Genomic DNA, 21447 nt, shown 5'->3' on the forward strand with positions numbered 1-21447 from the left:
GGGAATACGAAGGCCGGCGCGCTTCGGCGCCGGGGGTGCGAACCTCAAGCATCGCAGAACTCCCGGCCCGGCCCAATCAACCTTGACGGCGCTGGGCCATGCGGGCCTGGCGCTTCTTCAGGGTCTCGGCGATCTTGGCGCGCTGCTCGGGCGTGAGCACGCGGGCGGCGTCGATGCTGGCCTGGCTGAGGCGCTTGGAGGCCGTCTCGTGCTGGGCCGAGATCTGCGCCCGCACCGCCTCGATGGCCGCGGCGTCAACGTTGGGCGCGGCGTACAGCGTGACCAGTTGCTGGTGCAGCTTGCGGCCGGTCTCGTGCTGGCCGGACAGGTCCTGGCGCGCGGCCTTGAAGATGGCCTCGATCTGGCTGCGCTGCGAGTCGGTCGCGTTGACCAGTTCCAGCAGGTGGCCGCCAAACAGCATGCCGGGTGCCGCAGCGGCGAGGCCGCCGCGGTGATGCCCACCGGGGCCGCCCGGCGCGGCATGCGCCGCAACGCCACCCACGGCCAGCGCCGCAGCCACGGCACCGACACGCAACAGGTTCTTGATCTGCAAGGCTTTCATCAGGGGTCTCCTGGAAGAAGAGTGAGTGGCTTCATCTTCCAGGGGCCCTGTGAGCGATCTTTGGGTCCGGGGTAAAGAACTGTGTCCCGATGTCCACCCCCGTTGACATTCGCCCTTACTTGATGGGCTTGAAGCGCATGCGCTTGGGGCGCGCGCCTTCCTCGCCCAGGCGCTTCTTCTTGTCGGCCTCGTACTCGTGGAAGTTGCCGTCGAAGAAGAACCACTGCGAGTCGCCCTCGCAGGCCAGGATGTGCGTGCAGATGCGGTCCAGGAACCAGCGGTCATGGCTGATGACCATGGCCGAGCCGGCAAACTCCAGCAACGCTTCTTCCAGCGCGCGCAGCGTTTCGACGTCCAGGTCGTTGGACGGTTCGTCCAGCATCAGCACATTGCCGCCCTGGGCCAGCGTCTTGGCCAGGTGCAGGCGGCCGCGCTCACCACCGGACAGCGAACCGACCAGCTTCTGCTGGTCGTTGCCCTTGAAGTTGAAGCGGCCGAGATAGGCGCGGCTGGGCATGATGAACTTGCCGACAACAATGTTGTCCAGGCCACCCGACACGTCCTGCCACACGGTGTTGTCGGCGGCGAGGCTGGCGCGGCTCTGGTCCACGAAGGCCAGCTTGGCGGTCTTGCCGATCTTGACGGTGCCCGAGTCCGGCTGCTCCACGCCCTGGATCATGCGGAACAGCGTCGATTTACCGGCGCCGTTGGGGCCGATGATGCCGACGATGGCGCCGGCCGGCACCTTGAAGCTCAGGTTGTCGATGAGCACGCGGTCGCCGAAGCTCTTGCTGACGTTCTCGAACTCGATGACCTCATTGCCCAGGCGCTCGGCCACGGGGATGAAGATCTCGTTGGTCTCGTTGCGCTTCTGGTATTCGACGTCGCTCAGTTCCTCGAAGCGGGCCAGGCGGGCCTTGCTCTTGGCCTGGCGGCCCTTGGCGTTGGAGCGCACCCACTTGAGTTCTTCCTTCATCGCCTTGGCGCGGGCGTCTTCGCTCTTCTGCTCCTGCTCCAGGCGGCGTTCCTTCTGGTCCAGCCAGTCGGAGTAGTTGCCCTTCCACGGGATGCCGTGGCCGCGGTCGAGTTCGAGGATCCACTCAGCGGCGTTGTCGAGGAAGTAGCGGTCGTGGGTGATGGCCACGACGGTGCCAGGGAAGCGCTGCAGGAACTGCTCCAGCCACTCGACGGATTCGGCGTCCAAGTGGTTGGTCGGTTCGTCCAGCAGCAGCATGTCGGGCTTGGAGAGCAGCAGGCGGCACAGCGCGACGCGGCGCTTCTCGCCGCCGGACAGCACGCCGATGACGGCGTCCCACGGCGGCAGGTTCAGCGCGTCGGCGGCCAGTTCCAGCTGCAGGTCGGTGTTCTCGGAGCCGGCGGCGGCGATGATGGCTTCCAGTTCGCCCTGCTCAGCGGCCAGCGCGTCGAAGTCGGCGTCCGGCTCGGCATAGGCGGCATAGACCTCGTCCAGGCGCTTCTTGGCGGCCAGCACGCCGCCGATGCCCTCTTCCACCGCTTCACGCACGGTCTGCTCGGGGTTGAGCTTGGGCTCCTGCTCCAGGTAGCCGATCTTGATGCCGGGCATCGGGATGGCTTCGCCCTCGATCTCCTTGTCGACGCCGGCCATGATCTTCAGCAGCGTGGACTTGCCCGAACCGTTCAGGCCCAGCACACCGATCTTGGCGCCGGGGAAGAAGGACAGCGAGATGTCCTTCAGGATGTGGCGCTTGGGGGGAACCGTCTTGTTGACACGGTTCATGCTAAAGACGTACTGGGCCATGGTTTTCCTTGGACTTGAAACAGCGGCAGGCCCCGGGGGAGGCCTGCAATGCCTGCTATTGTCGCCGAGCCCGAATCCAGGAGGTCAGATGCGCCGTCTTTTCATCGCCCTGCTCGTTGCCAGCACCGGCCTGTCCCAGGCCCAGACGCTGCGCTGGTCCAGCCAGGGCGACATGCAGACCACCGATCCGCATTCGCAGAACGAGGTCATGACCAACAGCCTGAACAACCAGGTCTACGAGGCGCTGACCCGGCGCATGCAGGACATGAGCATAGGCCCGGCGCTGGCCACCGAGTGGACGCAGGTGACGCCGCTGATCTGGCGCTTCAAGCTGCGCGCGGGCGTCAAGTTTCACGACGGCACGCCGTTCACGGCCGACGACGTCGTTTTCTCCATGCAACGCCTGCGCGACGACAACGCGCCGCAGCGTGTCTACGCCAATGCCGTGGGCAATCCCAAGGCCGTGGACCCGCTGACCGTGGTCTTCACACTGGACAAGCCCAACCCCATCGTGCCGGAACTGTTGGCCAATCTGTTCGTCATGAGCCGCAAGTGGTGCGAGCAGAACCGCGTGACGCGGCCGCTGAATTTCAAGCAGCAGGAGGAGTCCTACGCCAGCCAGCACGCCAATGGCACAGGCCCCTTCATGTTGGTCAGCCGCCAGCCCGGCGTGAAGACGGTGTTCAAGCGCAACCCGAACTGGTGGAACAAGTTCCAGGGCAATCTGCAGGAGTTCACCTACCTGCCCATCAGCAACGATGCGACCCGCACGGCGGCGCTGATCTCCGGCGAGGTGGACTTCGTGCTGGATCCGCCGCCGCGCGACGTCGCCCGCCTGCGCAGCACGCCGCACCTGAAGGTCGTGGACGGCCAGGAGAACCGGCTGGTCTACGTCGGCATGGAGCAGACGCGCGACAAGCTGCTGTACGGCGACGTGCCCGGCGGCAAGAACCCCTTCAAGGACCGCCGCGTGCGCCAGGCGCTGTACCAGGCCATCGACATCGAGGCCATCAAGACCAAGCTGATGAACGGCTACTCGCTGCCCACCGGCGGCCTGACCTCGTCGCCGCGCGGCGCCTATGGCGACCCGGCGCTGGAGAGCCGCCTGCCCTATGACCCCGCCGCCTCGCGCAGGCTGCTGGCCGAGGCGGGCTACGCCGACGGCTTCGACGTGACGCTGGACTGCCCCAACAACCGCTACGTCAACGACGAGCGCATCTGCATCGCGCTCGCCAGCATGTGGGCGCAGGTCAAGGTGCGCACCAAGGTCAACGCGATGCCGCGCACGCTGTACTTCCCCAAGATCGAGAAGTTCGACACCAGCCTGTTCGTCACCGGCTGGGGCGGCGGCTCCACCGATGCCGAGGTCATGCTGACGCCGGTGCTGCGCAACCGCGGCGAGCAGGGCGTGGGCGTGGCCAACTACGGCGGCATCATCAACGACGCGGCCGACGCGCTGGCCGCCGCGTCCACCATCGAGGTCGACCCGAAAAAGCGCGAGGGCCTGGTCAAGGCCGCGCTGCAGGCCTACCGCGAGCAGATCAACATCATCCCGCTGCACCGGCAGGTCATCCCCTGGGCCATGCGCAAGCAGATCAGCCTACCGCATTCGCCCAACAACTGGGCCAGCATGGACTGGGTCACGGTTTCTAAATAAACAATCACGGGGCAGCGGCTAGAATGCCACCCGACGCCGCGCTTCTCAGTCTTGCGCGGCGTTTCATTTTTCAGCAGCCCCGCACGCGGCCTGGCTTGCCCGAAGACTGGTGTCGCCTCCCCGGCGGCACGGCAAGCCCCGGTGATTGTTGGCGTGCCCTCCCCTTTTTGGATTCGATGAGTTTCGACACCCTCGGCCTTGCAGCTCCGTTGCTGAAGGCCATTGCCGACGCCGGCTACACCTCCCCCACTCCCATCCAGGCCCAAGCGATCCCCGCCGTGTTGCAAGGCGGCGACCTGATGGCCGGCGCCCAGACCGGCACCGGCAAGACCGCCGGCTTCACGCTGCCCCTGCTGCACCGCCTGCAGGCTTCTCCGCGCACCACCAACAAGTTCGGCCGCCCGGCCGTGCGCGCGCTGGTGCTGACGCCCACCCGCGAACTGGCTGCCCAGGTCGAAGAAAGCGTGCAGACCTACGGCAAGTACCTGCCCGACCTGAAGAGCATGGTCATGTTCGGCGGCGTGGGCATGCAGCCCCAGGTCGACAAGCTGAAGAAGGGCGTGGACATCCTCGTCGCCACCCCCGGCCGCCTGCTGGACCACGCGGGTCTGGGCAACCTGGACCTGTCCAAGGTCGAGATCCTGGTGCTGGACGAAGCCGACCGCATGCTGGACATGGGCTTCATCCATGACATCAAGAAGGTGCTGGCCCTGCTGCCGCAGAAGAAGCAGACGCTGCTGTTCAGCGCCACCTTCAGCGACGAGATCAAGAACCTCGCCGACCGCCTGCTGAACCAGCCGGCGCTCATCGAGGTGGCCCGCCGCAACCAGACCAACGACCAGATCGCGCAGAAGGTCCACCCCGTGGGCCGCGAGCGCAAGAAGGAGTTGCTGGTGCACCTGATCAAGTCGGGCGACTGGCACCAGGTGCTGGTCTTCACGCGCATGAAGCACGGCGCCAACCGCCTGACCGACTACCTGAACGACCAGGGCATCAGCGCGATGGCCATCCACGGCAACAAGAGCCAGGGCGCGCGCACCAAGGCGCTGGCCGACTTCAAGTCGGGCGACCTGACCTGCCTGGTGGCCACCGACATCGCGGCCCGCGGCATCGACATCGACCAGTTGCCCCACGTCGTCAACTTCGAGCTGCCCAACGTGCCCGAGGACTACGTGCACCGCATCGGCCGCACCGGCCGCGCCGGCGCTCAAGGCGAGGCGGTCAGCCTGGTCTGCGTGGACGAGAACGGCTTCCTGCGCGACATCGAGAAGCTCATCAAGCGCGAGATCCCCAAGGAAGTCGTGCCCGGCTTCGCGCCCGACCCGAACGAGCGCGCCGAGCCCATCGTTCTGGGCCGCACCGTGCTGAACCCCAACGGCAGCCGCGGCCGCAACCCCAACCCGCCGCAGCACGCCAGCCGGGGTGGTCGTGGCGGCAATGGCGGCGGCGGTGGCCGTGGCGGCGACAACCGTGGCGGCCAGCGCGACGGTGGTCGTCCGGCCGGTGGCAAGCCGCAGGCGCATGCAGGCCATGGCGGCGCGAAGCCGGCCGGTCACACCGGTGTGGGCGGCGCCCGCACGGCGCCCAAGCCGCAAGGCCAGCGCCCGGCTGGTGGCCAGCCCGGCCGCGACGGCGGCGCTCCGCGCCACAACAACGGCCCGCGCCTGACGCAACCCAAGTCACGCTGAAGATGGCCGAGGCCCGCCCCGACTGGATTGCCGGTGCCACCGGCCTCGTCGGGCGGGCACTGTGCGCCGAACTGCCAACGGGCCTCGCGCTCGTTCGCAAACCCACAACGGGATTGCCTGTGCCCACCGCGACGGTGGACTACGGCGATCCCGTTTCCTTTTCCGCACTGCCCGCGCCCGGCCGCGTGCTCATTGCGCTGGGCACGACGATGGCGCAAGCCGGGTCAAAAGCAGCGTTCCGCGCTGCGGACTTCGACGCCGTGCTGACCGTCGCCCGCGCCGCGCGCGAGGCCGGCGCCACGCGCTGCGGCCTGGTGTCGGCGCTGGGGGCTGACGCGAACTCGTCGGTCTTCTACAACCGCGTGAAGGGCGAAGCCGAAGCGGCACTGATCGCGCTGGGCTTCGAGCGCCTGGTCATTGCGCGCCCATCGCTGCTGGATGGCGAACGCGAAGCGCTGGGCCAGCCGCACCGCAGCGGCGAATCCTGGTCGCTGAAGCTGGCACGCCCGCTGGCCGCGTTCATCCCCGCTGCGTGGCGCCCGATCGCGCCACAGCGCATTGCGCGCTCGATGCGACTGGCGCTCGAAGCGCCCGGTGCTCCCGTGCGCATCCTCACATCGGCTGACATGCAGCGCCTGGGCGCATGAAGATCGCCCCCGCCGAGGTCGACTTCTCCGACCCCACCGCCCCCGCGTCGCCGGCCTATGGCGACGTCTACCACTCGCGTGCCGGCGCGCTGGCACAGGCGCGCCACGTGTTCCTCGGCGGCAACGGACTGCCCGGCCGCTGGCAGGGGCGCCAGCGCTTCGTCGTGCTGGAAACCGGCTTCGGCCTGGGCAACAACTTCCTCGCCACGTGGGACGCCTGGCGGCAAGACCCGGCACGCTGCGAGCGGCTGGTGTTCGTCAGCGTCGAGAAGCATCCGCTGCGGCCTGACGACCTCGCACGCGCGCATGCCGCCAGCCCGTTGCCCGAGTTGGCGCAGCAACTGGTGGACCGCTGGCCGCCGCTGACGGCCGGGCTGCACACGCTGGGCTTTGAGGACGGCCGCGTCGAGTTGTTGCTGGGCCTGGGCGACGCGCGCGAACTGCTGCGCCAACTGGTGCTGCAGGCCGATGCGATCTACCTTGACGGCTTCTCGCCCAAGCTCAACCCGGAGCTATGGGACGAATGGCTGCTGAAGAGCCTGGCCCGGCACGCCGTGCCCGGCACGACGATCGCGACCTGGAGCATCAACCGACCGATGCGCCGCGCGCTGGCGTCGTTGGGGTTCGAGGTCGGCCTGGCGCCTGGCTTTGCCAGCAAGCCCGAGATGACCACCGCCCGCTTCGCGCCACGACACCTGCCGCAGCGCCCGGCCGGCCGCGAACCACTGGCGCGCGACGCCAAGCAGGCCCTCATCATCGGTGCCGGCCTGGCGGGCGCGGCCTGCGCGCTGTCGCTGGCGCGCGAGGGCGTGGCCTGCACGGTGGTCGACGCGCTGGGCGCGCCGGCCCAGGCCAGCTCGGGCAACCCCGCCGGCCTGTTCCACGGCACGCTGAACCCCGACGACGGCCCGCACGCCCGCTTCAACCGCGCGGCGGCGCTGGCCACGCAGGCAATGCTGCGCGACCTCTGTCTGCCTCAGCAGCCCGGCCTGTTGCGGCTGGAGACGCGGCTTGCTATCGACGCGATGGCCGGCGTGCCGGGCTATGTCGAGCCGCTGTCGGCCGAGGCCGCATCGGCACGGGCCGGCGCCACCCTGCCCCACCCCGCTTGGTTCTACCCGGGCGGCGGTGCCGTTGACCCGGCGGCCTACGTGCGCGCGATGCTGCAGGCCAGCGGCGCGACGCTGCGACTCCAGACGCGCGTCGCCGCGCTGCGCCGTGACGGCGACGGATGGACGCTGCTGGACGCATCCGGCGCGCCCATCGCCAGCGCACTGCTGGTGGTGCTGGCCGGCGGCCATGCGCAGTTGCCGCTGCTGGGCGAACTGGCCAACGACCTCACCGTGCAGCGCGGCCAGCTGACCCATCTTGCGCAAGCCCCCTGGTGCCCCGGTCACCCCATCGCGGGCGACGGCTATGCGATCGCCGACGGCCAGGGCGGTGCCTGGTGCGGCGCCACCACGCAGGACGGCGACCTGGACCCCACGCTGCGCGCCGCCGACCAGATCGAGAACCTGACCCGCTACGCCCGCCTCGCCGGACTGCACGGCGTGCCCGACGCGCCGCTGGCCGGCCGCGTCGCCTGGCGCCTCATTTCGCCCGACCGGCTGCCACTGATCGGCGGCCTGCCCGCACCCGACGCGCCGCTGGCCGACCAACTCCGTTTGCAGCCGCGCGCGCACGGTCTGGTGGTCTGCACCGGCTTTGCATCGCGGGGCATCACCTGGGCGGCGCTGGCCGGCCGCCTGGTCGCGGCACTGGCGCTGGGCGCGCCGCGTCCGCTGGAGGCCGACCTGGTGGACGCGGTGGACCCGCTGCGCTTCACGTTGCGTCGGCAACGCAGGCCTACGCGCTAAGCCACGCGTTCGCGCAACTATTGCCGCTTTGCAGGGCTGTTCGCCCGCCCACCACGCCGTCCTGCGCGTGACACTGCGCTGTGTTGCCGGCGCGGCCGGCTATCTACGTATGGATGGAGACGACGGCATGTTCGGTTCTGGCGGTTCGCAAAAGCTGAAGGTGGCGCTGGGCGTGGTGCTCGGTGTCGTGACCGTGGGGGCAGGTGTTGCCCTGTCGGGTAGCGGCGCGGCCAAGGGCTGGCTGATCGCCACGCTGGTCATCACCTGGGGCGTGAGCCTGTTCGCGCTGCTGACCAGTGGCGGCAAGGGCAGCAGCCTGCATTCGGCCACCGAAGCCGCCGAAGCGCTGGCCCGGTTCGATCTGACCCACCCCATCCCCCGCGGCGGCAGCGACGACGTGGGGCGCCTGCTGGGCGCGCTGGGCGACACACAAGCCGCGCTGCAGAAGCTCATCGGCGACGTGCGCGGCGCGGCCGACAGCATAGGCACAGCCAGCGCGGAGATCGCCACCGGCAACTTCGACCTGAGCCAGCGCACCGAGCAGACGGCCAGCAACCTGCAGAACGCGGCCTCCTCGATGGCCGAACTGACCGGCACCGTCAAGCAGACGGCCGATGCCGCGATGACGGCCAACCAGCTCGCCAGCTCGGCTGCCTCGGTGGCCCAGCGCGGTGGCGAGGCCGTGTCGGCCGTCGTCGCGACGATGGACCAGATCAGCCAGAGCTCGCGCAAGATCAACGACATCATCGGCACCATCGACGGCATCGCGTTCCAGACCAACATCCTGGCGCTGAACGCCGCGGTGGAAGCCGCCCGCGCCGGCGAGCAGGGCCGCGGCTTCGCGGTCGTGGCCGGTGAGGTTCGCACGCTGGCGCAGCGCAGCGCCGAAGCCGCCAAGGAGATCAAGAGCCTGATCAGCGCCAGCGTGGAGCGCGTGGACTCCGGCACCCAGCAGGTGCAGTCCGCCGGCGCCACGATGACCGAGATCGTCGCCAGCGTGCAGCGCGTGACGGACATCATTGGCGAGATCAGCGCCGCAGCGCGCGAGCAGAGCGAGGGCATCGCCGTCGTCAATGCATCCGTCGTGCAGCTGGACCAGATGACGCAGCAGAACGCCGCGCTGGTGGAGGAGTCCGCCGCCGCCGCCGAGAGCCTGCGCGAGCAGTCGGGCCGCATGACCGAGGTCATCGGCGTGTTCAAGCTCGGCGGTGCAGCGCATCGCGCCGTCGCTGCCAAGGCACCGGCTGCCAAGGCCCCCGCTCCCAAGCCGGCTGCGGCCGCGAAGCCGGCGGCCAAGGTCGCCGCCAAGCCCGCTGCTGCGGCCAAGCCGGTGGCCGCGGCGCCCAAGGCCGCGACGCCCGCCCCTGTGGCGGCTCCCAAGGCTGCGCCGGCCCCAGCTCCGGCAGACGACGGCGACTGGGAAACCTTCTGACGCGGCAGCCAGCCGCAACGACAAAGGGCGCCTCTCGGCGCCCTTTCCTTTTATGCGGTGTCGCTCAGAACTTCAGCGTCTTCACACCATCCGCGCCGCCCAGCAGGCAGACGCTGGCCTTGTGATGCGCGAACACGCCCACCGTGACGACACCGGGCCACTGGTTGACGTCGTTCTCGAAAGCCAGCGGGTCGGTGATGGACAGGCCCGTGACATCGAGGATGTGGCCGCCGTTGTCGGTGACGACACCGCCGCGCAGCTGGGCCTTGCCGCCGATCTCGGCAAAGCGGCGCGTCAGCTGAGCGGCGGCCATCGGGATGATCTCGACCGGCAGCGGGAAGGCGCCCAGCGTCTGCACGAGCTTGGACGCGTCGGCGATGCAGACGAACTGGTCGGCCAGGTCGGCCACGATCTTCTCGCGCGTCAGCGCCGCGCCGCCACCCTTGACCATGAAGCCGCGGCCGTCGATCTCGTCGGCACCGTCGATGTAGACGGCCAGGCGGGTCACCTCGGCGGCGTCCAGCACCTTGATGCCGTGCTTGGCCAGGCGTTGCGTGGAACGCTCCGAGCTGGACACGGCCCCGGGAATCTGGATGCCGCTGGCGGCGAGTGCATCAATGAAGCAGTCCACCGTGGAGCCGGTGCCGACGCCGAGAATCTGGCCGGCGGGGACATAGTCCAGGGCCGCGCGGCCGACGAGTTGCTTGAGCTGGTCTTGGTTCATGACGCCGATTTTCACGGATGGCGCGGGTGGTGCCCGCGCCACCCCTTCGCGGCTACTTGATGACCACCTTTTTCATGGCGGAATCCGTCGCCAGCTGGCGCGTGTTGTCCCAGGCCGTGAAGCGGTACTCGACCACATCGCCCTTGGCCAGGCCGCCTGCGGTGAAGCGGCTGGTCGTGCCGTCCTGGCGCATGCGCACGGTGCGGGCGTCGCCGCCGTTGACCGTGTAGTGCACGTCCACCCAGCCCGACGCCGAGGCGCTGAACTGCAGCGTGCCGGCGCCGGTCTGCGCGGCGCTACCCGAGGCGGTCGGTGCCGGTGCCACCTGGGCCTTGGCCGTGGCCACCTGCACGGTAGCGCCGGTGCCCGAATCCCAGATGATGTCGTCGAACGCGATCTGGAACGGCGCCGTCGGTACCGCGGCGTCCACGCTGAGGAACTCGAACAGCGAGTTCATGGACTGCAGCGCCACCAGCGGCCCCGCGATCTCGGCCACCGGGATGGTGGCCGTGCCCCACTCGCCGTTGCGCACCAGGCCGTAGGCGGTGGTGTTGGCGGGGAAGGTCACCCAGTGGTGGTTGGTGTAGTTGTCCAGGATGCCGATGCGGAACGCGACATTGGCGGGCGCCTTGATCTTCAGCTTGATGTTGCCGCCGCGGAAGCCGCTCATGTCGTGCGCCTGGCGCGACTGGATGGCGCCGCCGAACCACTGCCCGGGCGCGAAATAGTTCAGCGCCAGCACGTTGGACCCTTCAAACGGCGGGATGCTGCCGCCGCTCATGGAGCCGTTGTTCCAGATGAAGAAGTCCGCCGAGCCACCGAGCTCCTGCTTGTTGTCGACCGGCGTGTTGTCGGTGAACACACCGAACTTGCCGACCTCCGGCGTGATGCCCAGGCCCAGCTTGACCTCGCCCTTGCCGTCCAGCTCGTAAACACGCACGTAGTCCACATAGGTCGTGGCCGGCAGCGGCGCGGTGACCTGGGCCGGCGTCGCGGCCGGCGTGAAGTTGCCACCCACGGCCATGTTCAGCAGCAGGTAGAAGGGCTCGTTCAGCGCCGACGACGCGATCGTGATCGGCGACTTGTACATGTCGTACTCGCGGCCGTTGTCGACGACGGTGAAGCGCATCTGCGTGTCGGTCCAGTAGAGCCGGTAGGTCACGAAGCGGTTGGCCAGCGAGCGGCTGGGCGTGTACCAGTTCTTGGTCTGCCAGGCGGTGGACGCGGCGCAGGTCTCGTTGCCCGGCACGCAGGCGTCGGGGTGGAAGAAGATGACGTTGGCGCCGACGAACTGGTCCGGCGAGATGGCCGGCAGGCCGGCCGGCTGGCGGCCGCCCATCTCCATGATGTCGATCTCGCCCTTGCGCGGCCAGGCCTGCGGGCTGGTGCCCAGCATCCACGCGGCGGGCCACAGGCCCACGCCGACCTTGGGCGTGGCCATGCGCACTTCCACCAGGCCGTACTTCACCTGCACCTTGCCGGCGGTGTCGACCTTGCCGGACGTGAACTGGTTGTCACCCACGGTCTCGCGCCGGGCCGTGATGGCCAGCGCGCGCGTGCCCGGCTCGAACGGCACGTTGACGATGCTGAGGTTGCCAGGCTGGTAGGTCTGCAGTTCCTGGTTGCCGTAGCCGCACAGGCCGATCTGGCAGCCGTTGCCGTTGCTGGCGGCCCAGACGCTGCCGTCCAGCGCCGCGGCGTTGAATTCCTCGGACCACAGCAGCTTGCCGATGACGGGACTGGTGACGCTGGCCGAGGCCGCGGCGCTGGCGGCCAGAAGGACGCCGCCGACGATGTGTTGAAGCTTCATGGCGTTCATCCTTGGTGACGGGTCTTGCGGCGGGCAACGGCTGCGATGAGCAGGCCGCCGGCGAACATCAGGCCGTAGGTGGAGGGCTCGGGCACGGCACTGGTGACCGTGATGCGGGCGCCCGGCAGGCCGGTGAACGAGGTGTTCACCTCCGCCCACGTGCCGCCCGACGAGTAGGCCCAGTTGGCCGTGGCGTTGTTGGTGGGGCTTTGCCAGCTGCCTTCGAAGCCGGCGTCAGGCACGGCCACCAGCCAGTAGCTGCCGGCAGCCAGCGTCCAGCCCGTGGGCGTCAGCGTCGTGTTGGCCCAGGGGTCGGTCAGCTGCATGCTGTGCAGCCAGCCGCCCGCGGTGGGCAAGGCGCCGCTGCGGGACAGGATGCCCAGCGTCAGGCTGCCCGTGCCGTCGAGGGTGGTCAGGATGGACTGGATGGACGTCGCTGCGGCGATGTCGAACGGGATGGCGACGTTCTGGCCCTGGAACAGCGGCGTGGGCCAGCCTTCCAGGTAGGTGATGTCGTCACCATAGGAATCGAGCACGACGGTCTGGGCGCCGGCCTGGGCGGCGAGGCCGCACAGCAGCACCGCGGCGGCGAGCTTGGAGAGGGCGTGGGTTTGCATGTCGGTTCTCCTTGGGCTCAGGCGCGGCGGCGGCGGGCAACGGCGGCCACGACGCCGAGGCCGGCGATCAGCAGCGCGTAGCTCTCGGGTTCGGGGACCGGAGCGGTGGTCAGCGTCAGCTGGATGTCGTCGATGTAGACGGCGTTGACGCGGCCATCCAGCAGCGGGCCTACGGCCGTGTTCATCAGCAGGTAGACCGCCGTCGTGCCGGCAGGAATGGCGCCGGCCTGGAAGCTGATCTGTGTCCAGCTGGAGCTGACCAGGCTGCTCTCGAAGTGCTGGAAGCCGCTGTCGTACAGGACGCCCGCATCGCCCACGTAGCGCAGCACGTACTTGGCATTGCCGGTGGGGCTGGCGTCACCCTTGGCCCAGAAACTCAGGATGGGCGTGTCTCCGACGTTGGCCGCCGTCAGCGCGGCCAGGCCGCCATGCGCCACCGAGTGCTGCTCCATGCCCGACCCGCCGAAGCCGCCCGGCCGGCTCAGCAGCAGCGAATACGCGCCCGAGTGGGCGTCGGTGGACAGCACCGGGTGGGTGGCGTCTCCCAGTGCCCAGCCGACGGGAATGCCGCCATCGACGGTCTCGAAGCCGCCATTGGCAAAGCCGTTGAACGTGGCCGCGCCGGCAGCGCCTGCGCACAAGAGGGTGGTGATGGCCGCTGTGGCCTTCAGATTCAGCATGTCGTCTCCTGGGTTCTGCGTGGGGAAATTCCCGCGACGTGGCGACGACAAACTGCAATGCCGGTCACCCGTCAGCTCTTTTGAAACCGCTTTCTGAAAGCGCTTTCATTGGCGACGGCGACCATAGATTGAGCAGCCCGCGGCTGTCAATGCGGTGTGCCCTGAACGCGGCCGCCATGGCCCACGTTCAGGGGACAGGGTCAAGCCGGATGGAACTTGCCGTGGAACCCGTACGGCACGGCGTAGGGCAGCCAGGCGCGGGCCAACGGCCCGTTGGCCAGCCGCAACGCATCGAAGACGCTGAGGAAGCTGCGGCGGCGCGCGATGTCATAGCCCATGCCCACCAGCCAGCCCTCGCCTTCCCGGCTGCTGCCGGGCTTGGGCACCAGCACATGCTCCTCCACCACCGTGCCGGCGCCGAAGCTGAAGCGCTCGCGCGCGCCGGTCTCGATGTCCAGCCGCATCAGCCCGTTGAAGCCCCAGCGGTCGCCGATATCGGTGGCCATGGGGTACCAGACATGGCGATGGCGCCGTGCGACGAAGCGCGGGTCGACGACCGGGAACTCGACGGACTCGTCGCGCGCGGCGACGCTCAGGCGGCCGGCCTGCAGGTCGATCTCCAGCACGCGCGGCGTGGACCCGTCGCGGTTGGAGCGCTCGCCGCGCATGACTTGGTTCAGCGCCAGGTTGAGCTCGGGCAGCGCCACGCTCTGCACATAGTCCACGCGCAGCTTGCGGCCGTCGTCCCAAGCATTGCCGAAGTGGAAGACGTTGCAGGCGGGCATCTCGAGTACGCGCGTGCGGGAGAAGTCCGCCTTGTCGACGACCAGCACGCGCGTGGGCTGCTCGCCGGTCCAATGCATCGCATCCAGCATCGCCGTGCCGTTGCGAACGGCAGCCATGTCCATCGTGATGGGCGCCAGCAGGAACACGAGAAAACGCTGCGACACGGCGAAGTCGTGCAGCATGGCCGGCGCGCGGACGTCCAGCAGCGCGTGGCGGACCACCGCGCCGGCGGCATTGAGCTGATAGACCACCAGCCGGCCGTTGGCGCTGCCGAAGTTCCACACGGTGCCGTCGGGCTCGACCTTGGGATGGGCAGAGAAGGGCATGCCGCGCAGGTCCTCCGACCACACCTTCAGGCCCCGGGTCTCCAGCGTCACCGGGTCCAGCTCATGCGCGCTGCCGCCTTCCCACAGCGCATACAGGCGCCCGCCCATGGGCAGCACGCTGGTGTTGGCGACGTTGACGCTGTCGGGTCCGCGCACGGGGCGCTCGGCACGGATGGCGGTGCCGAAGGCCGGCAGCAGGAAGCGGCCGGCCTGCTGCTCGGCGCGAAACTTCTCGGTCTGCACGAAGCGCGCGCGGTGACTGGCACGGCCGTCCGCCAGCGTCCACGACTGCACCAGGCCGTCGCCGTCAAACCAGTGACGGTAGCGTTGGCCGGCACGCTGCATCAGCCCCGGGCCGTTGCGGAAGTAGCGGCCGCGCAGACCGGCCGGCAGCCGGCCTTCGATGACGGTGTCGGCGGCATCCAGGCCTTCACCGTCCAGCCCCAGCAGCGGCAGTAGCTCCGGCGCGCTCGATGCGAACCCTTGTGCCAGCAGTTCAGGTGCATAGCCGGCCGCCAGCACAGCGGCCAGCCAATGGCGACGTTGCAGCATGACGGCCCCTCAGTTCATGCGGACCTTGAGCACCTGCCCGGCCGCGGGCGTCAGCACGGCCTGCTCGAACTTGGGCGGGCCAAAGCTGCCGGCGGCATTGTTGGAAAAACCGTAGGGCTCGGTCGGCATGCCCATGGCGTTCATGTCCACGCGGCCGTTGGCATTCACATCCTGGAACAGGCTCAGCGCCAGCGGGCCGGCCGGCAGGTCCTTGATGACGACGCTGAGCTTGCCGCTGGCCGCATCAGCATTCAACGGGAAGCGATGGGCAGCCTGGGGCTGGCGCAGCCAGGTGGCGGGGTCGGTGAACACGGCCACCAGCAGGTTCGCCCCTTGCAGGCGGCTGGCGTCCAGGCCTTCGATCTCCAACGTGATGTCGGCAGCCTGGCTGGCCAGTGACGTGGCGGCGAGCAGTGCGGTGGCAAGGACTTGTTTCATCGCGATCTCTAGTTTCAGCAGTGGGAATGGCTGAATCCTGGAGATCGCCCCACGGCGGCGCGAGCGCGCTGCGATGGGTGGGCGCCTGGCGGCGCCAGTGGCAAGCAGGTGGTGTCAGCCGCGACGCTTCTGGACGGCGGCGGCCAGTTCGCGCAGCAGGGGCTCGGTCTGCGACCAGCCCAGGCAGGCGTCGGTGATGGAGACGCCGGGCTTCAGGTCCGCCTTGGTCTGGCCGTCGAGCAGATCCTGGCGGCCGGGCTGCAGGTGGCTCTCGATCATGACGCCGGTGATGCGCCTGTCACCTTGTCCATTGCCGCCGGCGATCTGGCCGGCCACGTCGTGGCCCACGTCGACCTGGCGCTCGTACTTCTTGCTGGAATTGGCGTGCGAGAAGTCGATCATGACCTGCTCGCGCAGGCCCGAGGTCTTCAGCGCATCGCAGGCCGCGTTCACCGAGGCCGCGTCGTAGTTGGGCGCCTTGCCGCCGCGCAGGATGACGTGGCAGTCCTCGTTGCCACGGGTCTCGAAGATGGCGGCGGTGCCCATCTTGGTCATGCCCATGAAAGCATGGGCCGAGCGCGCGGCCAGCACGGCGTCGCTGGCGACCTTGATGCCGCCGTCGGTGCCGTTCTTGAAGCCCACCGGACAGCTCAGGCCCGACGCCAGCTGGCGGTGGCTCTGGCTCTCGGTGGTGCGCGCGCCAATGGCGCCCCAGGCGATCAGGTCGGAGATGTACTGCGGCGACAGCAGGTCCAGGAACTCGGTGCCCGCCGGCAGGCCCAGGCCGTTCACGTCCAGCAGCAACTGGCGCGCCAGGCGCAGGCCTTCGTTCATGTGGAAGCTGCCGTCCAGGCGCGGGTCGTTGATGTAGCCCTTCCAGCCCACCGTCGTGCGCGGCTTCTCGAAGTAGACGCGCATGACGATCAGCAGGTCGCGCTTCAGTTCGTCGCGGGCCACCAACAGCCGCCGCGCGTAGTCCATCGCCTGGTCATGGTCGTGGATGGAGCAAGGGCCCACGATGACCAGCAGCCGGTCGTCGCGGCCATGCAGCACGTCGCTGATCTGCTGGCGGGCCTCTTCCACCAGCGACAGCGTCGCGTCGGGAATGGGCAGCTCTTCCAGCAGCAGCGCCGGGCTGATCAGCGCACGCACGGCGCCGATGCGGGTGTCGTCGGTGCGCGTGGTGTCGCGGGTCTCGTCGCGGGAACCGGCTTCGCGGTCGTGTTGCGGATCGTCGAGGGGTTTCATTGGCCAGGCTCCCAGTAGAGCCTGCGATTGTCGCCGCTTGGCCGCCGCGCTGCACGGCCCGCCGAACCAAGCGCTTCGTCGTCGTGCGCGGCGGCATCGATGACATCGTCGGCGTCTTGAGCGCGCGCCAGGTGCTGCCGCGCCAGTTGCACCGCAACCGCTGCTGCCGCCGTCCGGCATGGCGGAGCCTCTCTACGTGCCCGAGACGCTCACCGGCATGGAACTGCTGGAGAACTTCCGCAGCTGCAACGTGCACATGGCGTTCGTCATCGACGAGTACGGCGAGATCAAGGGCTTGGTGACGCTGCACCTGGTGGAAGCCATCACCGGCGATTTCCAGCCGCGCGACCCGGCGCAGGCCTGGGCCGTGCAGCGCGACGACGGCTCCTGTCTGCTGGACGGGCACATCCCCGTGCCCGAGCTGAAGAACCGGCTGACGCTGACCGCCGTGCCGGAGGAGGAGCGCGGCCGCTATCACACGCTCAGCGGCTGATGATGTTGCTGACCGGGCGCCTGCCTCGCGTGGCCGAGACGGTGGATTGGGAGGACTGGCGTTTCGAGATCGTCGACATGGACGGCAAGACCATCGACAAGGTTCTGGCGACGCGCTTGCCCGCAACAACCGCCGCGGGGCGACGCGATGGCATCTCCCCTTCATTCCATCGTCGCCTGGCTCGCCGTGGCGGTGCTGCTGGAGGGCTGCACCGGCTACCCCACCGAGGACGCCGCATCGCCCAACCCGCACGACCTCAGCAACGGGGAACGGCTGCAGGCGCTGGATGCACTGGGTGCCGCCTACCGCGCCGAACGCAGCCGCTTCGCGCTGGATGACAGCTGCACGCTGCGGGTGACCCGCAGCAACAGCGCCGAGGGCGTCGAGCGCTTCGAGCAGGCGCTGACGCCGGAACTGCACGTCGGCGTCAGCTTCGACAAGACCGCGCGCGTCTTCGAGGTCCATCTGCTGTCCGGCAGCGGGCCCGACGCGCAGCGCCTGGGCCTGCTGCTGCGCAGCTCCCGCGTGGATGCAGGCGACGCAGGCGGAGCTGGTGGTGCAGCTGATGATCCGCGACTGCCGACTGCCGCCGGCCGCCGCGTGAATCTCAGCGCCGGGCCGGGCCTGCCGCGGCGGCGCACACCGCCACCGCAGAGATCACGAAGCCGGCCAGGGCCAGCGGCTCCAGCCGCTCGCCCAGCAGCACGAAGCCCATCAGCGCCGACATGCCTGGCACCAGGAAGAACAGCCGCGCCACGTCGCCGGCCTGGCCGCGTCGGATCATCACGAACATCAGGCTGAAGGCGCCTATGGAGTTCACCAGCCCCAGCCACAGCCAGGCCCCCACCAACTCCCACTGCCAGGCTATGGCGAAGCCCTCGGTCGGGCCCGCGACGGCCGCCACGGTCAGCGCCGACACCGCCATCTGCACGCCGCTGCCGGTGCGCAGGTCCATGTGGGCGCAGAACCGCTTCTGGTACAGCGTGCCGGCGACCAAGCCCAGCAGTCCCAGCGCGGCCAGCGCGTAGCTCAAGCCGGCGCCGGCCAGGGGCTTGCCGCCCACCACCAGCGCAACGCCGGCCAGCCCGCCTACGAGGCCCACCGCCTGGCGGGCGTTCAGCTTCTCGGCCAGCCACAGGTGGGCGCCCAGTGCCGTGGCCAGCGGCATCAGCCCGATCAGCAGGCCCGCGACGCCGGCCGACAGCCCGTGGCGCAACGCGAAGTAGATGGCCGAGAAATGCAGCACCTGCATCAGCAGAGCCACAACGGCCAGGTGGCCCCAGTCGCGCGCCTTGGGCCAGGGCGCTTTCGTCACCACCGCCACGGCCAACAACACGACGGCGGCGAGGCCGAAGCGCAGCGTCAACAGCGTCAGCGGGCCGGTGTGCGGCAGCGCCAGCTTGCCGGCGACGTAGCCGCTGCTCCACAGCACGATGAACAGCAGCGGCAGGCTGAACCCGGCCAGCACGGTGGCCAAGCGGTCCAGCGGACCCGGGCGGAAGGAACGGGCGGGCAGTGAGGTCGAGAAGCTGGCCATGAGCAACTCCAGTCAGTGGATGACTGGACTCTAGAAAAGCACCCGATCAGACACAATCTCCAATAAATTCAGTTCAGAGTTTCCATTTGGAGTCCATTCATGGGCCGACTTGAAGACCTGCAAGCCTTTGCCCGTGTCGTGGATGCGCGCGGTTTCTCCGGCGCCGCGCGGCTGCTGGGCACGACCAAGTCGGCCGTCAGCAAGCAGGTGGTGCGGTTGGAGGATCAACTGGGCACGCGGCTGCTGCATCGCACGACGCGCAGCGTCAGCCCTACGGCGGAAGGCCGCGCCGTCTACGAGCGCGCGCTGCGCCTGCTGGAAGACGCCCGCGCGCTGGACGCCGAACTGGCCGGCCGCCGCGACGAGCCCAGCGGCGTGCTGCGGCTGTCCACGTCCACAGCCTTCGGCAATCTGCAGTTCACCGCGCTGGCCGCAGAGTTCTGCGCCCGCCATCCGCAACTGCAACTGGTGCTGGGCCTGAACGACCGCTACGTGGACCTGGCCGAAGAAGGCTTCGACGTCGTGCTGCGGCTGACGCACAAGCCCTCCGAAGGCCTGGTGGCGCGACGGCTGGCGGCCGTGCGCTTCGTGCTGTGCGCCGCACCGGCCTATCTGGCGACGCACGGCGAACCACAAGCGGTGGCCGACATCGCGGCCCACCGCTGCCTGCGCTTTGGCTACCTGCAGTCGCCCGACCGCTGGCGCTTCCGTCACGCGGAGTTGGGCGAGGCGGAAGTCGAGACGCGCGGTGCGCTGCGCTTCGAGAGCGGCCTGACGGCCAACAGCAGCGAATCGCTGCGCGTGGCCGCACTGGCCGGCATGGGACTGGCCGTGCTGCCCACCTATGCCGTGGGCGCCGACCTGCGCGCGGGCCGGCTGAAAGCGGTGCTGCCCGACTGGCAGCCCGTGGGCGGGCTGGCCGACGCGGACACGCTGTACGCCGTCTACCTGCCCAGCCGCCACCCGGCGCCCAAGGTGCGGGCGCTGATCGACTTCCTGTTGGAGAAGATGGGCGACGTGCCGCCGTGGGACCGCGACGAGGTGGCCTGAGAGAATCGCGGGCTATGCCGCTGATCCCCTACGCCCTCACCCGCCCCTTCCTGTTCGGCCTGGACCCCGAGCACGCCCACGAACTGACGCTGGACGCCATCGCCCGGCTACAGAACACGCCATTGCAATGCCTGTGGAGCGGCTCGCGGGTCAGCGACCCGGTGACCGTGGCCGGCCTGCGCTTCCCCAACCGCATCGGCCTGGCCGCCGGCCTGGACAAGAACGGGCGCTGCATTGACGGCCTGGGCGCGATGGGCTTCGGCTTCATCGAGGTGGGCACCGTGACGCCCAAGGGCCAGCCCGGCAACGACAAGCCGCGCATGTTTCGCCTGCCGCAGGCCAACGCGCTGATCAACCGGCTGGGCTTCAACAACGAAGGCCTGCAGAGCTTCATCGCCAACGTGAAGCGCGCGCACAGCTTCCGCGCCGCGGGCGGCGTGCTGGGCCTGAACATCGGCAAGAACGCCGCGACACCCATCGAGAACGCGGCCGACGACTACCTGCTGGGCCTGGAAGGCGTGCATCCGCATGCCGACTACATCACCGTCAACATCTCCAGCCCCAACACCAAGAACCTGCGCGCGCTGCAGAGCGACGAGGCGCTGGACGCCCTGCTGGGCACGCTGCAGCGGCGCAAGCAACAGCTCGACACCCAGAGCGGCAAGCGCGTGCCGATGTTCGTGAAGATCGCGCCGGACCTGGAGGAAGACCAGGTCACCGTCATCGCGAAGACGCTGACCGCCAACGGCATCGACGGCGTCATCGCCACCAACACGACCATCGCGCGCGACAAGGTGCAAGGCCTGGCGCACGCGGAAGAAATGGGCGGCCTGTCCGGCGCGCCGGTGTTCGAGGCCAGCAACCGCGTCATCCGCCTGCTGCGCGCCGCGCTGCCGGCGGGCTACCCCATCATCGGCGTGGGCGGTGTGCTGAGCGGAGAAGACGCCCGCGCCAAGATCGCGGCCGGTGCGGACCTGGTGCAGGTCTACACGGGCCTGATCTACAAGGGTCCGGCGCTGGTCAACGATTGCGCCAAGGCCCTGGCCCGGCGCTGAGGCCTGACATGCGAGCCGGCCTCGTCGCTCTCGGCCTCGCGGCACTGCTGTCGGGCTGCGCGACGCCGGATCGCGACACGCGGCTGCAACCGGGACTGAGCCGTGGCGAGGACGTCATGGCCTTGTACGGCCAGCCCCGACGCATCTGGCCCGAGGCCGATGGCGGGCGCACGCTGGAGTACTCCAGCCAGCCCATGGGCCAGCACTGCTACATGGTCAGGCTAGGTGCCGATGGCCGCCTGGTGAGCCTGGAGGATGGCCTCTCGCCCGCCGCCAGGGAGCGCATCGCGCCCGGCATGACGCCCGAGCAGGTCTCGCGGCAGCTGGGGCAGGAGCGCAGCCGCGTGTTCTTCCGCAACAGCGGCGAGGACGTCTGGGACTGGACCGTGAAGCCCGACCAGTCCGGCTATGGCCTGCGATTCAACGTCCATTTCAAGGACGGCCATGTGGTGCGGACCAGTCACAGCATGGTCTTTCCCAACCGCCTTTTCCCCGGCCTGGACGACTGA

At 69.2% G+C, this 21447-nt stretch carries 18 protein-coding genes and 1 pseudogene; 9 read left to right on the forward strand and 10 right to left on the reverse strand.

Annotated features, from left to right (window positions below; genetic code table 11):
* Nucleotides 1-76: 76 nt before the first annotated feature.
* Nucleotides 77-562: a Spy/CpxP family protein refolding chaperone gene (locus J2X21_RS16035; RefSeq protein ID WP_310330265.1), complete on the reverse strand. Its 486-nt coding sequence runs from the start codon at nucleotides 560-562 to the stop codon at nucleotides 77-79.
* A 115-nt stretch (nucleotides 563-677) separates the two neighbouring features.
* Nucleotides 678-2342, reverse strand: coding sequence for an energy-dependent translational throttle protein EttA (ettA, locus tag J2X21_RS16040; RefSeq protein ID WP_310330267.1), 1665 nt, complete (start codon nucleotides 2340-2342; stop codon nucleotides 678-680).
* 88 nt (nucleotides 2343-2430) lie between these two features.
* On the opposite strand from ettA, the gene J2X21_RS16045 reads away from it, so the two are divergent.
* From J2X21_RS16045 to J2X21_RS16065, 5 genes are all read left to right on the forward strand, one after another.
* A complete protein-coding gene (locus tag J2X21_RS16045) occupies nucleotides 2431-3999 on the forward strand; it encodes an ABC transporter substrate-binding protein (RefSeq protein ID WP_310330269.1) in 1569 nt (522 codons plus the stop codon).
* A 176-nt stretch (nucleotides 4000-4175) separates the two neighbouring features.
* On the forward strand, nucleotides 4176-5687 hold the full coding sequence (locus J2X21_RS16050) for a DEAD/DEAH box helicase (protein WP_310330271.1): 1512 nt from the start codon (nucleotides 4176-4178) through the stop codon (nucleotides 5685-5687).
* 2 nt (nucleotides 5688-5689) lie between these two features.
* Nucleotides 5690-6334 (forward strand): Rossmann-fold NAD(P)-binding domain-containing protein, encoded by a 645-nt coding sequence (locus tag J2X21_RS16055; protein WP_310330272.1) that lies wholly within the window; start codon nucleotides 5690-5692, stop codon nucleotides 6332-6334.
* A complete protein-coding gene (mnmC, locus tag J2X21_RS16060; protein WP_310330274.1) occupies nucleotides 6331-8190 on the forward strand; it encodes a bifunctional tRNA (5-methylaminomethyl-2-thiouridine)(34)-methyltransferase MnmC2/FAD-dependent 5-carboxymethylaminomethyl-2-thiouridine(34) oxidoreductase MnmC1 in 1860 nt (619 codons plus the stop codon). The genes J2X21_RS16055 and mnmC overlap by 4 nt, the downstream gene beginning before the upstream one ends.
* A gap of 127 nt (nucleotides 8191-8317) precedes the next feature.
* On the forward strand, nucleotides 8318-9622 hold the full coding sequence (locus J2X21_RS16065) for a methyl-accepting chemotaxis protein (RefSeq protein ID WP_404667357.1): 1305 nt from the start codon (nucleotides 8318-8320) through the stop codon (nucleotides 9620-9622).
* 64 nt (nucleotides 9623-9686) lie between these two features.
* Here the strand turns inward: J2X21_RS16065 and rpiA are convergent, their stop codons facing one another.
* From rpiA to J2X21_RS16100, 7 genes are all read right to left on the reverse strand, one after another.
* Nucleotides 9687-10346, reverse strand: a complete 660-nt coding sequence (gene rpiA / locus J2X21_RS16070; protein ID WP_310330275.1) for a ribose-5-phosphate isomerase RpiA — start codon at nucleotides 10344-10346, stop codon at nucleotides 9687-9689.
* Between the two features lie 52 nt (nucleotides 10347-10398).
* Complete coding sequence (locus J2X21_RS16075; protein WP_310330276.1) at nucleotides 10399-12156, reverse strand: glycoside hydrolase family 16 protein; 1758 nt, start codon at nucleotides 12154-12156, stop codon at nucleotides 10399-10401.
* 5 nt (nucleotides 12157-12161) lie between these two features.
* Nucleotides 12162-12773: a PEP-CTERM sorting domain-containing protein gene (locus J2X21_RS16080; RefSeq protein ID WP_310330278.1), complete on the reverse strand. Its 612-nt coding sequence runs from the start codon at nucleotides 12771-12773 to the stop codon at nucleotides 12162-12164.
* A 17-nt stretch (nucleotides 12774-12790) separates the two neighbouring features.
* Nucleotides 12791-13453, reverse strand: coding sequence for a PEP-CTERM sorting domain-containing protein (locus J2X21_RS16085; protein ID WP_310330280.1), 663 nt, complete (start codon nucleotides 13451-13453; stop codon nucleotides 12791-12793).
* Nucleotides 13454-13653: 200 nt separating this feature from the next.
* Nucleotides 13654-15117 (reverse strand): carotenoid oxygenase family protein, encoded by a 1464-nt coding sequence (locus J2X21_RS16090; RefSeq protein ID WP_310330282.1) that lies wholly within the window; start codon nucleotides 15115-15117, stop codon nucleotides 13654-13656.
* A gap of 9 nt (nucleotides 15118-15126) precedes the next feature.
* Nucleotides 15127-15555 (reverse strand): DUF2141 domain-containing protein, encoded by a 429-nt coding sequence (locus tag J2X21_RS16095; protein ID WP_310330284.1) that lies wholly within the window; start codon nucleotides 15553-15555, stop codon nucleotides 15127-15129.
* A 114-nt stretch (nucleotides 15556-15669) separates the two neighbouring features.
* Nucleotides 15670-16803: a 3-deoxy-7-phosphoheptulonate synthase gene (locus J2X21_RS16100; RefSeq protein ID WP_310330285.1), complete on the reverse strand. Its 1134-nt coding sequence runs from the start codon at nucleotides 16801-16803 to the stop codon at nucleotides 15670-15672.
* 71 nt (nucleotides 16804-16874) lie between these two features.
* Between J2X21_RS16100 and J2X21_RS16105 the strand changes: the two are divergent.
* Nucleotides 16875-17433: pseudogene (locus J2X21_RS16105) on the forward strand (transporter associated domain-containing protein); the annotation flags it as partial.
* Nucleotides 17434-17903: 470 nt separating this feature from the next.
* Here J2X21_RS16105 and J2X21_RS16110 read toward each other — a convergent pair.
* The gene (locus J2X21_RS16110) at nucleotides 17904-18833 is read right to left on the reverse strand and encodes a DMT family transporter (RefSeq protein WP_310330286.1); all 930 of its coding nucleotides are present in this window, start codon (nucleotides 18831-18833) and stop codon (nucleotides 17904-17906) included.
* 99 nt (nucleotides 18834-18932) lie between these two features.
* On the opposite strand from J2X21_RS16110, the gene J2X21_RS16115 reads away from it, so the two are divergent.
* The 3 genes from J2X21_RS16115 to J2X21_RS16125 are packed head-to-tail and all read left to right on the forward strand — an operon-like array spanning nucleotide 18933 to nucleotide 21447.
* Nucleotides 18933-19883 (forward strand): LysR family transcriptional regulator, encoded by a 951-nt coding sequence (locus tag J2X21_RS16115; RefSeq protein WP_310330288.1) that lies wholly within the window; start codon nucleotides 18933-18935, stop codon nucleotides 19881-19883.
* Between the two features lie 14 nt (nucleotides 19884-19897).
* Nucleotides 19898-20938 (forward strand): quinone-dependent dihydroorotate dehydrogenase, encoded by a 1041-nt coding sequence (locus tag J2X21_RS16120; RefSeq protein WP_310330290.1) that lies wholly within the window; start codon nucleotides 19898-19900, stop codon nucleotides 20936-20938.
* An 8-nt stretch (nucleotides 20939-20946) separates the two neighbouring features.
* Nucleotides 20947-21447: an outer membrane protein assembly factor BamE gene (locus J2X21_RS16125; RefSeq protein WP_310330292.1), complete on the forward strand. Its 501-nt coding sequence runs from the start codon at nucleotides 20947-20949 to the stop codon at nucleotides 21445-21447.

This window comes from Roseateles asaccharophilus, assembly GCF_031458115.1.
GTDB classification, from domain to species: Bacteria; Pseudomonadota; Gammaproteobacteria; order Burkholderiales; family Burkholderiaceae_C; genus Pelomonas; species Pelomonas asaccharophilus_A.

Bases quoted from the DNA above. Each gene is read 5' to 3' on its own strand.
- J2X21_RS16035 (WP_310330265.1), bottom strand. From the start codon at position 562: ATGAAAGCCTTGCAGATCAAGAACCTGTTGCGTGTCGGTGCCGTGGCT.
- ettA (WP_310330267.1), bottom strand. From the start codon at position 2,342: ATGGCCCAGTACGTCTTTAGCATGAACCGTGTCAACAAGACGGTTCCC.
- J2X21_RS16045 (WP_310330269.1), top strand. From the start codon at position 2,431: ATGCGCCGTCTTTTCATCGCCCTGCTCGTTGCCAGCACCGGCCTGTCC.
- J2X21_RS16050 (WP_310330271.1), top strand. From the start codon at position 4,176: ATGAGTTTCGACACCCTCGGCCTTGCAGCTCCGTTGCTGAAGGCCATT.
- J2X21_RS16055 (WP_310330272.1), top strand. From the start codon at position 5,690: ATGGCCGAGGCCCGCCCCGACTGGATTGCCGGTGCCACCGGCCTCGTC.
- mnmC (WP_310330274.1), top strand. From the start codon at position 6,331: ATGAAGATCGCCCCCGCCGAGGTCGACTTCTCCGACCCCACCGCCCCC.
- J2X21_RS16065 (WP_404667357.1), top strand. From the start codon at position 8,318: ATGTTCGGTTCTGGCGGTTCGCAAAAGCTGAAGGTGGCGCTGGGCGTG.
- rpiA (WP_310330275.1), bottom strand. From the start codon at position 10,346: ATGAACCAAGACCAGCTCAAGCAACTCGTCGGCCGCGCGGCCCTGGAC.
- J2X21_RS16075 (WP_310330276.1), bottom strand. From the start codon at position 12,156: ATGAAGCTTCAACACATCGTCGGCGGCGTCCTTCTGGCCGCCAGCGCC.
- J2X21_RS16080 (WP_310330278.1), bottom strand. From the start codon at position 12,773: ATGCAAACCCACGCCCTCTCCAAGCTCGCCGCCGCGGTGCTGCTGTGC.
- J2X21_RS16085 (WP_310330280.1), bottom strand. From the start codon at position 13,453: ATGCTGAATCTGAAGGCCACAGCGGCCATCACCACCCTCTTGTGCGCA.
- J2X21_RS16090 (WP_310330282.1), bottom strand. From the start codon at position 15,117: ATGCTGCAACGTCGCCATTGGCTGGCCGCTGTGCTGGCGGCCGGCTAT.
- J2X21_RS16095 (WP_310330284.1), bottom strand. From the start codon at position 15,555: ATGAAACAAGTCCTTGCCACCGCACTGCTCGCCGCCACGTCACTGGCC.
- J2X21_RS16100 (WP_310330285.1), bottom strand. From the start codon at position 16,803: ATGAAACCCCTCGACGATCCGCAACACGACCGCGAAGCCGGTTCCCGC.
- J2X21_RS16110 (WP_310330286.1), bottom strand. From the start codon at position 18,833: ATGGCCAGCTTCTCGACCTCACTGCCCGCCCGTTCCTTCCGCCCGGGT.
- J2X21_RS16115 (WP_310330288.1), top strand. From the start codon at position 18,933: ATGGGCCGACTTGAAGACCTGCAAGCCTTTGCCCGTGTCGTGGATGCG.
- J2X21_RS16120 (WP_310330290.1), top strand. From the start codon at position 19,898: ATGCCGCTGATCCCCTACGCCCTCACCCGCCCCTTCCTGTTCGGCCTG.
- J2X21_RS16125 (WP_310330292.1), top strand. From the start codon at position 20,947: ATGCGAGCCGGCCTCGTCGCTCTCGGCCTCGCGGCACTGCTGTCGGGC.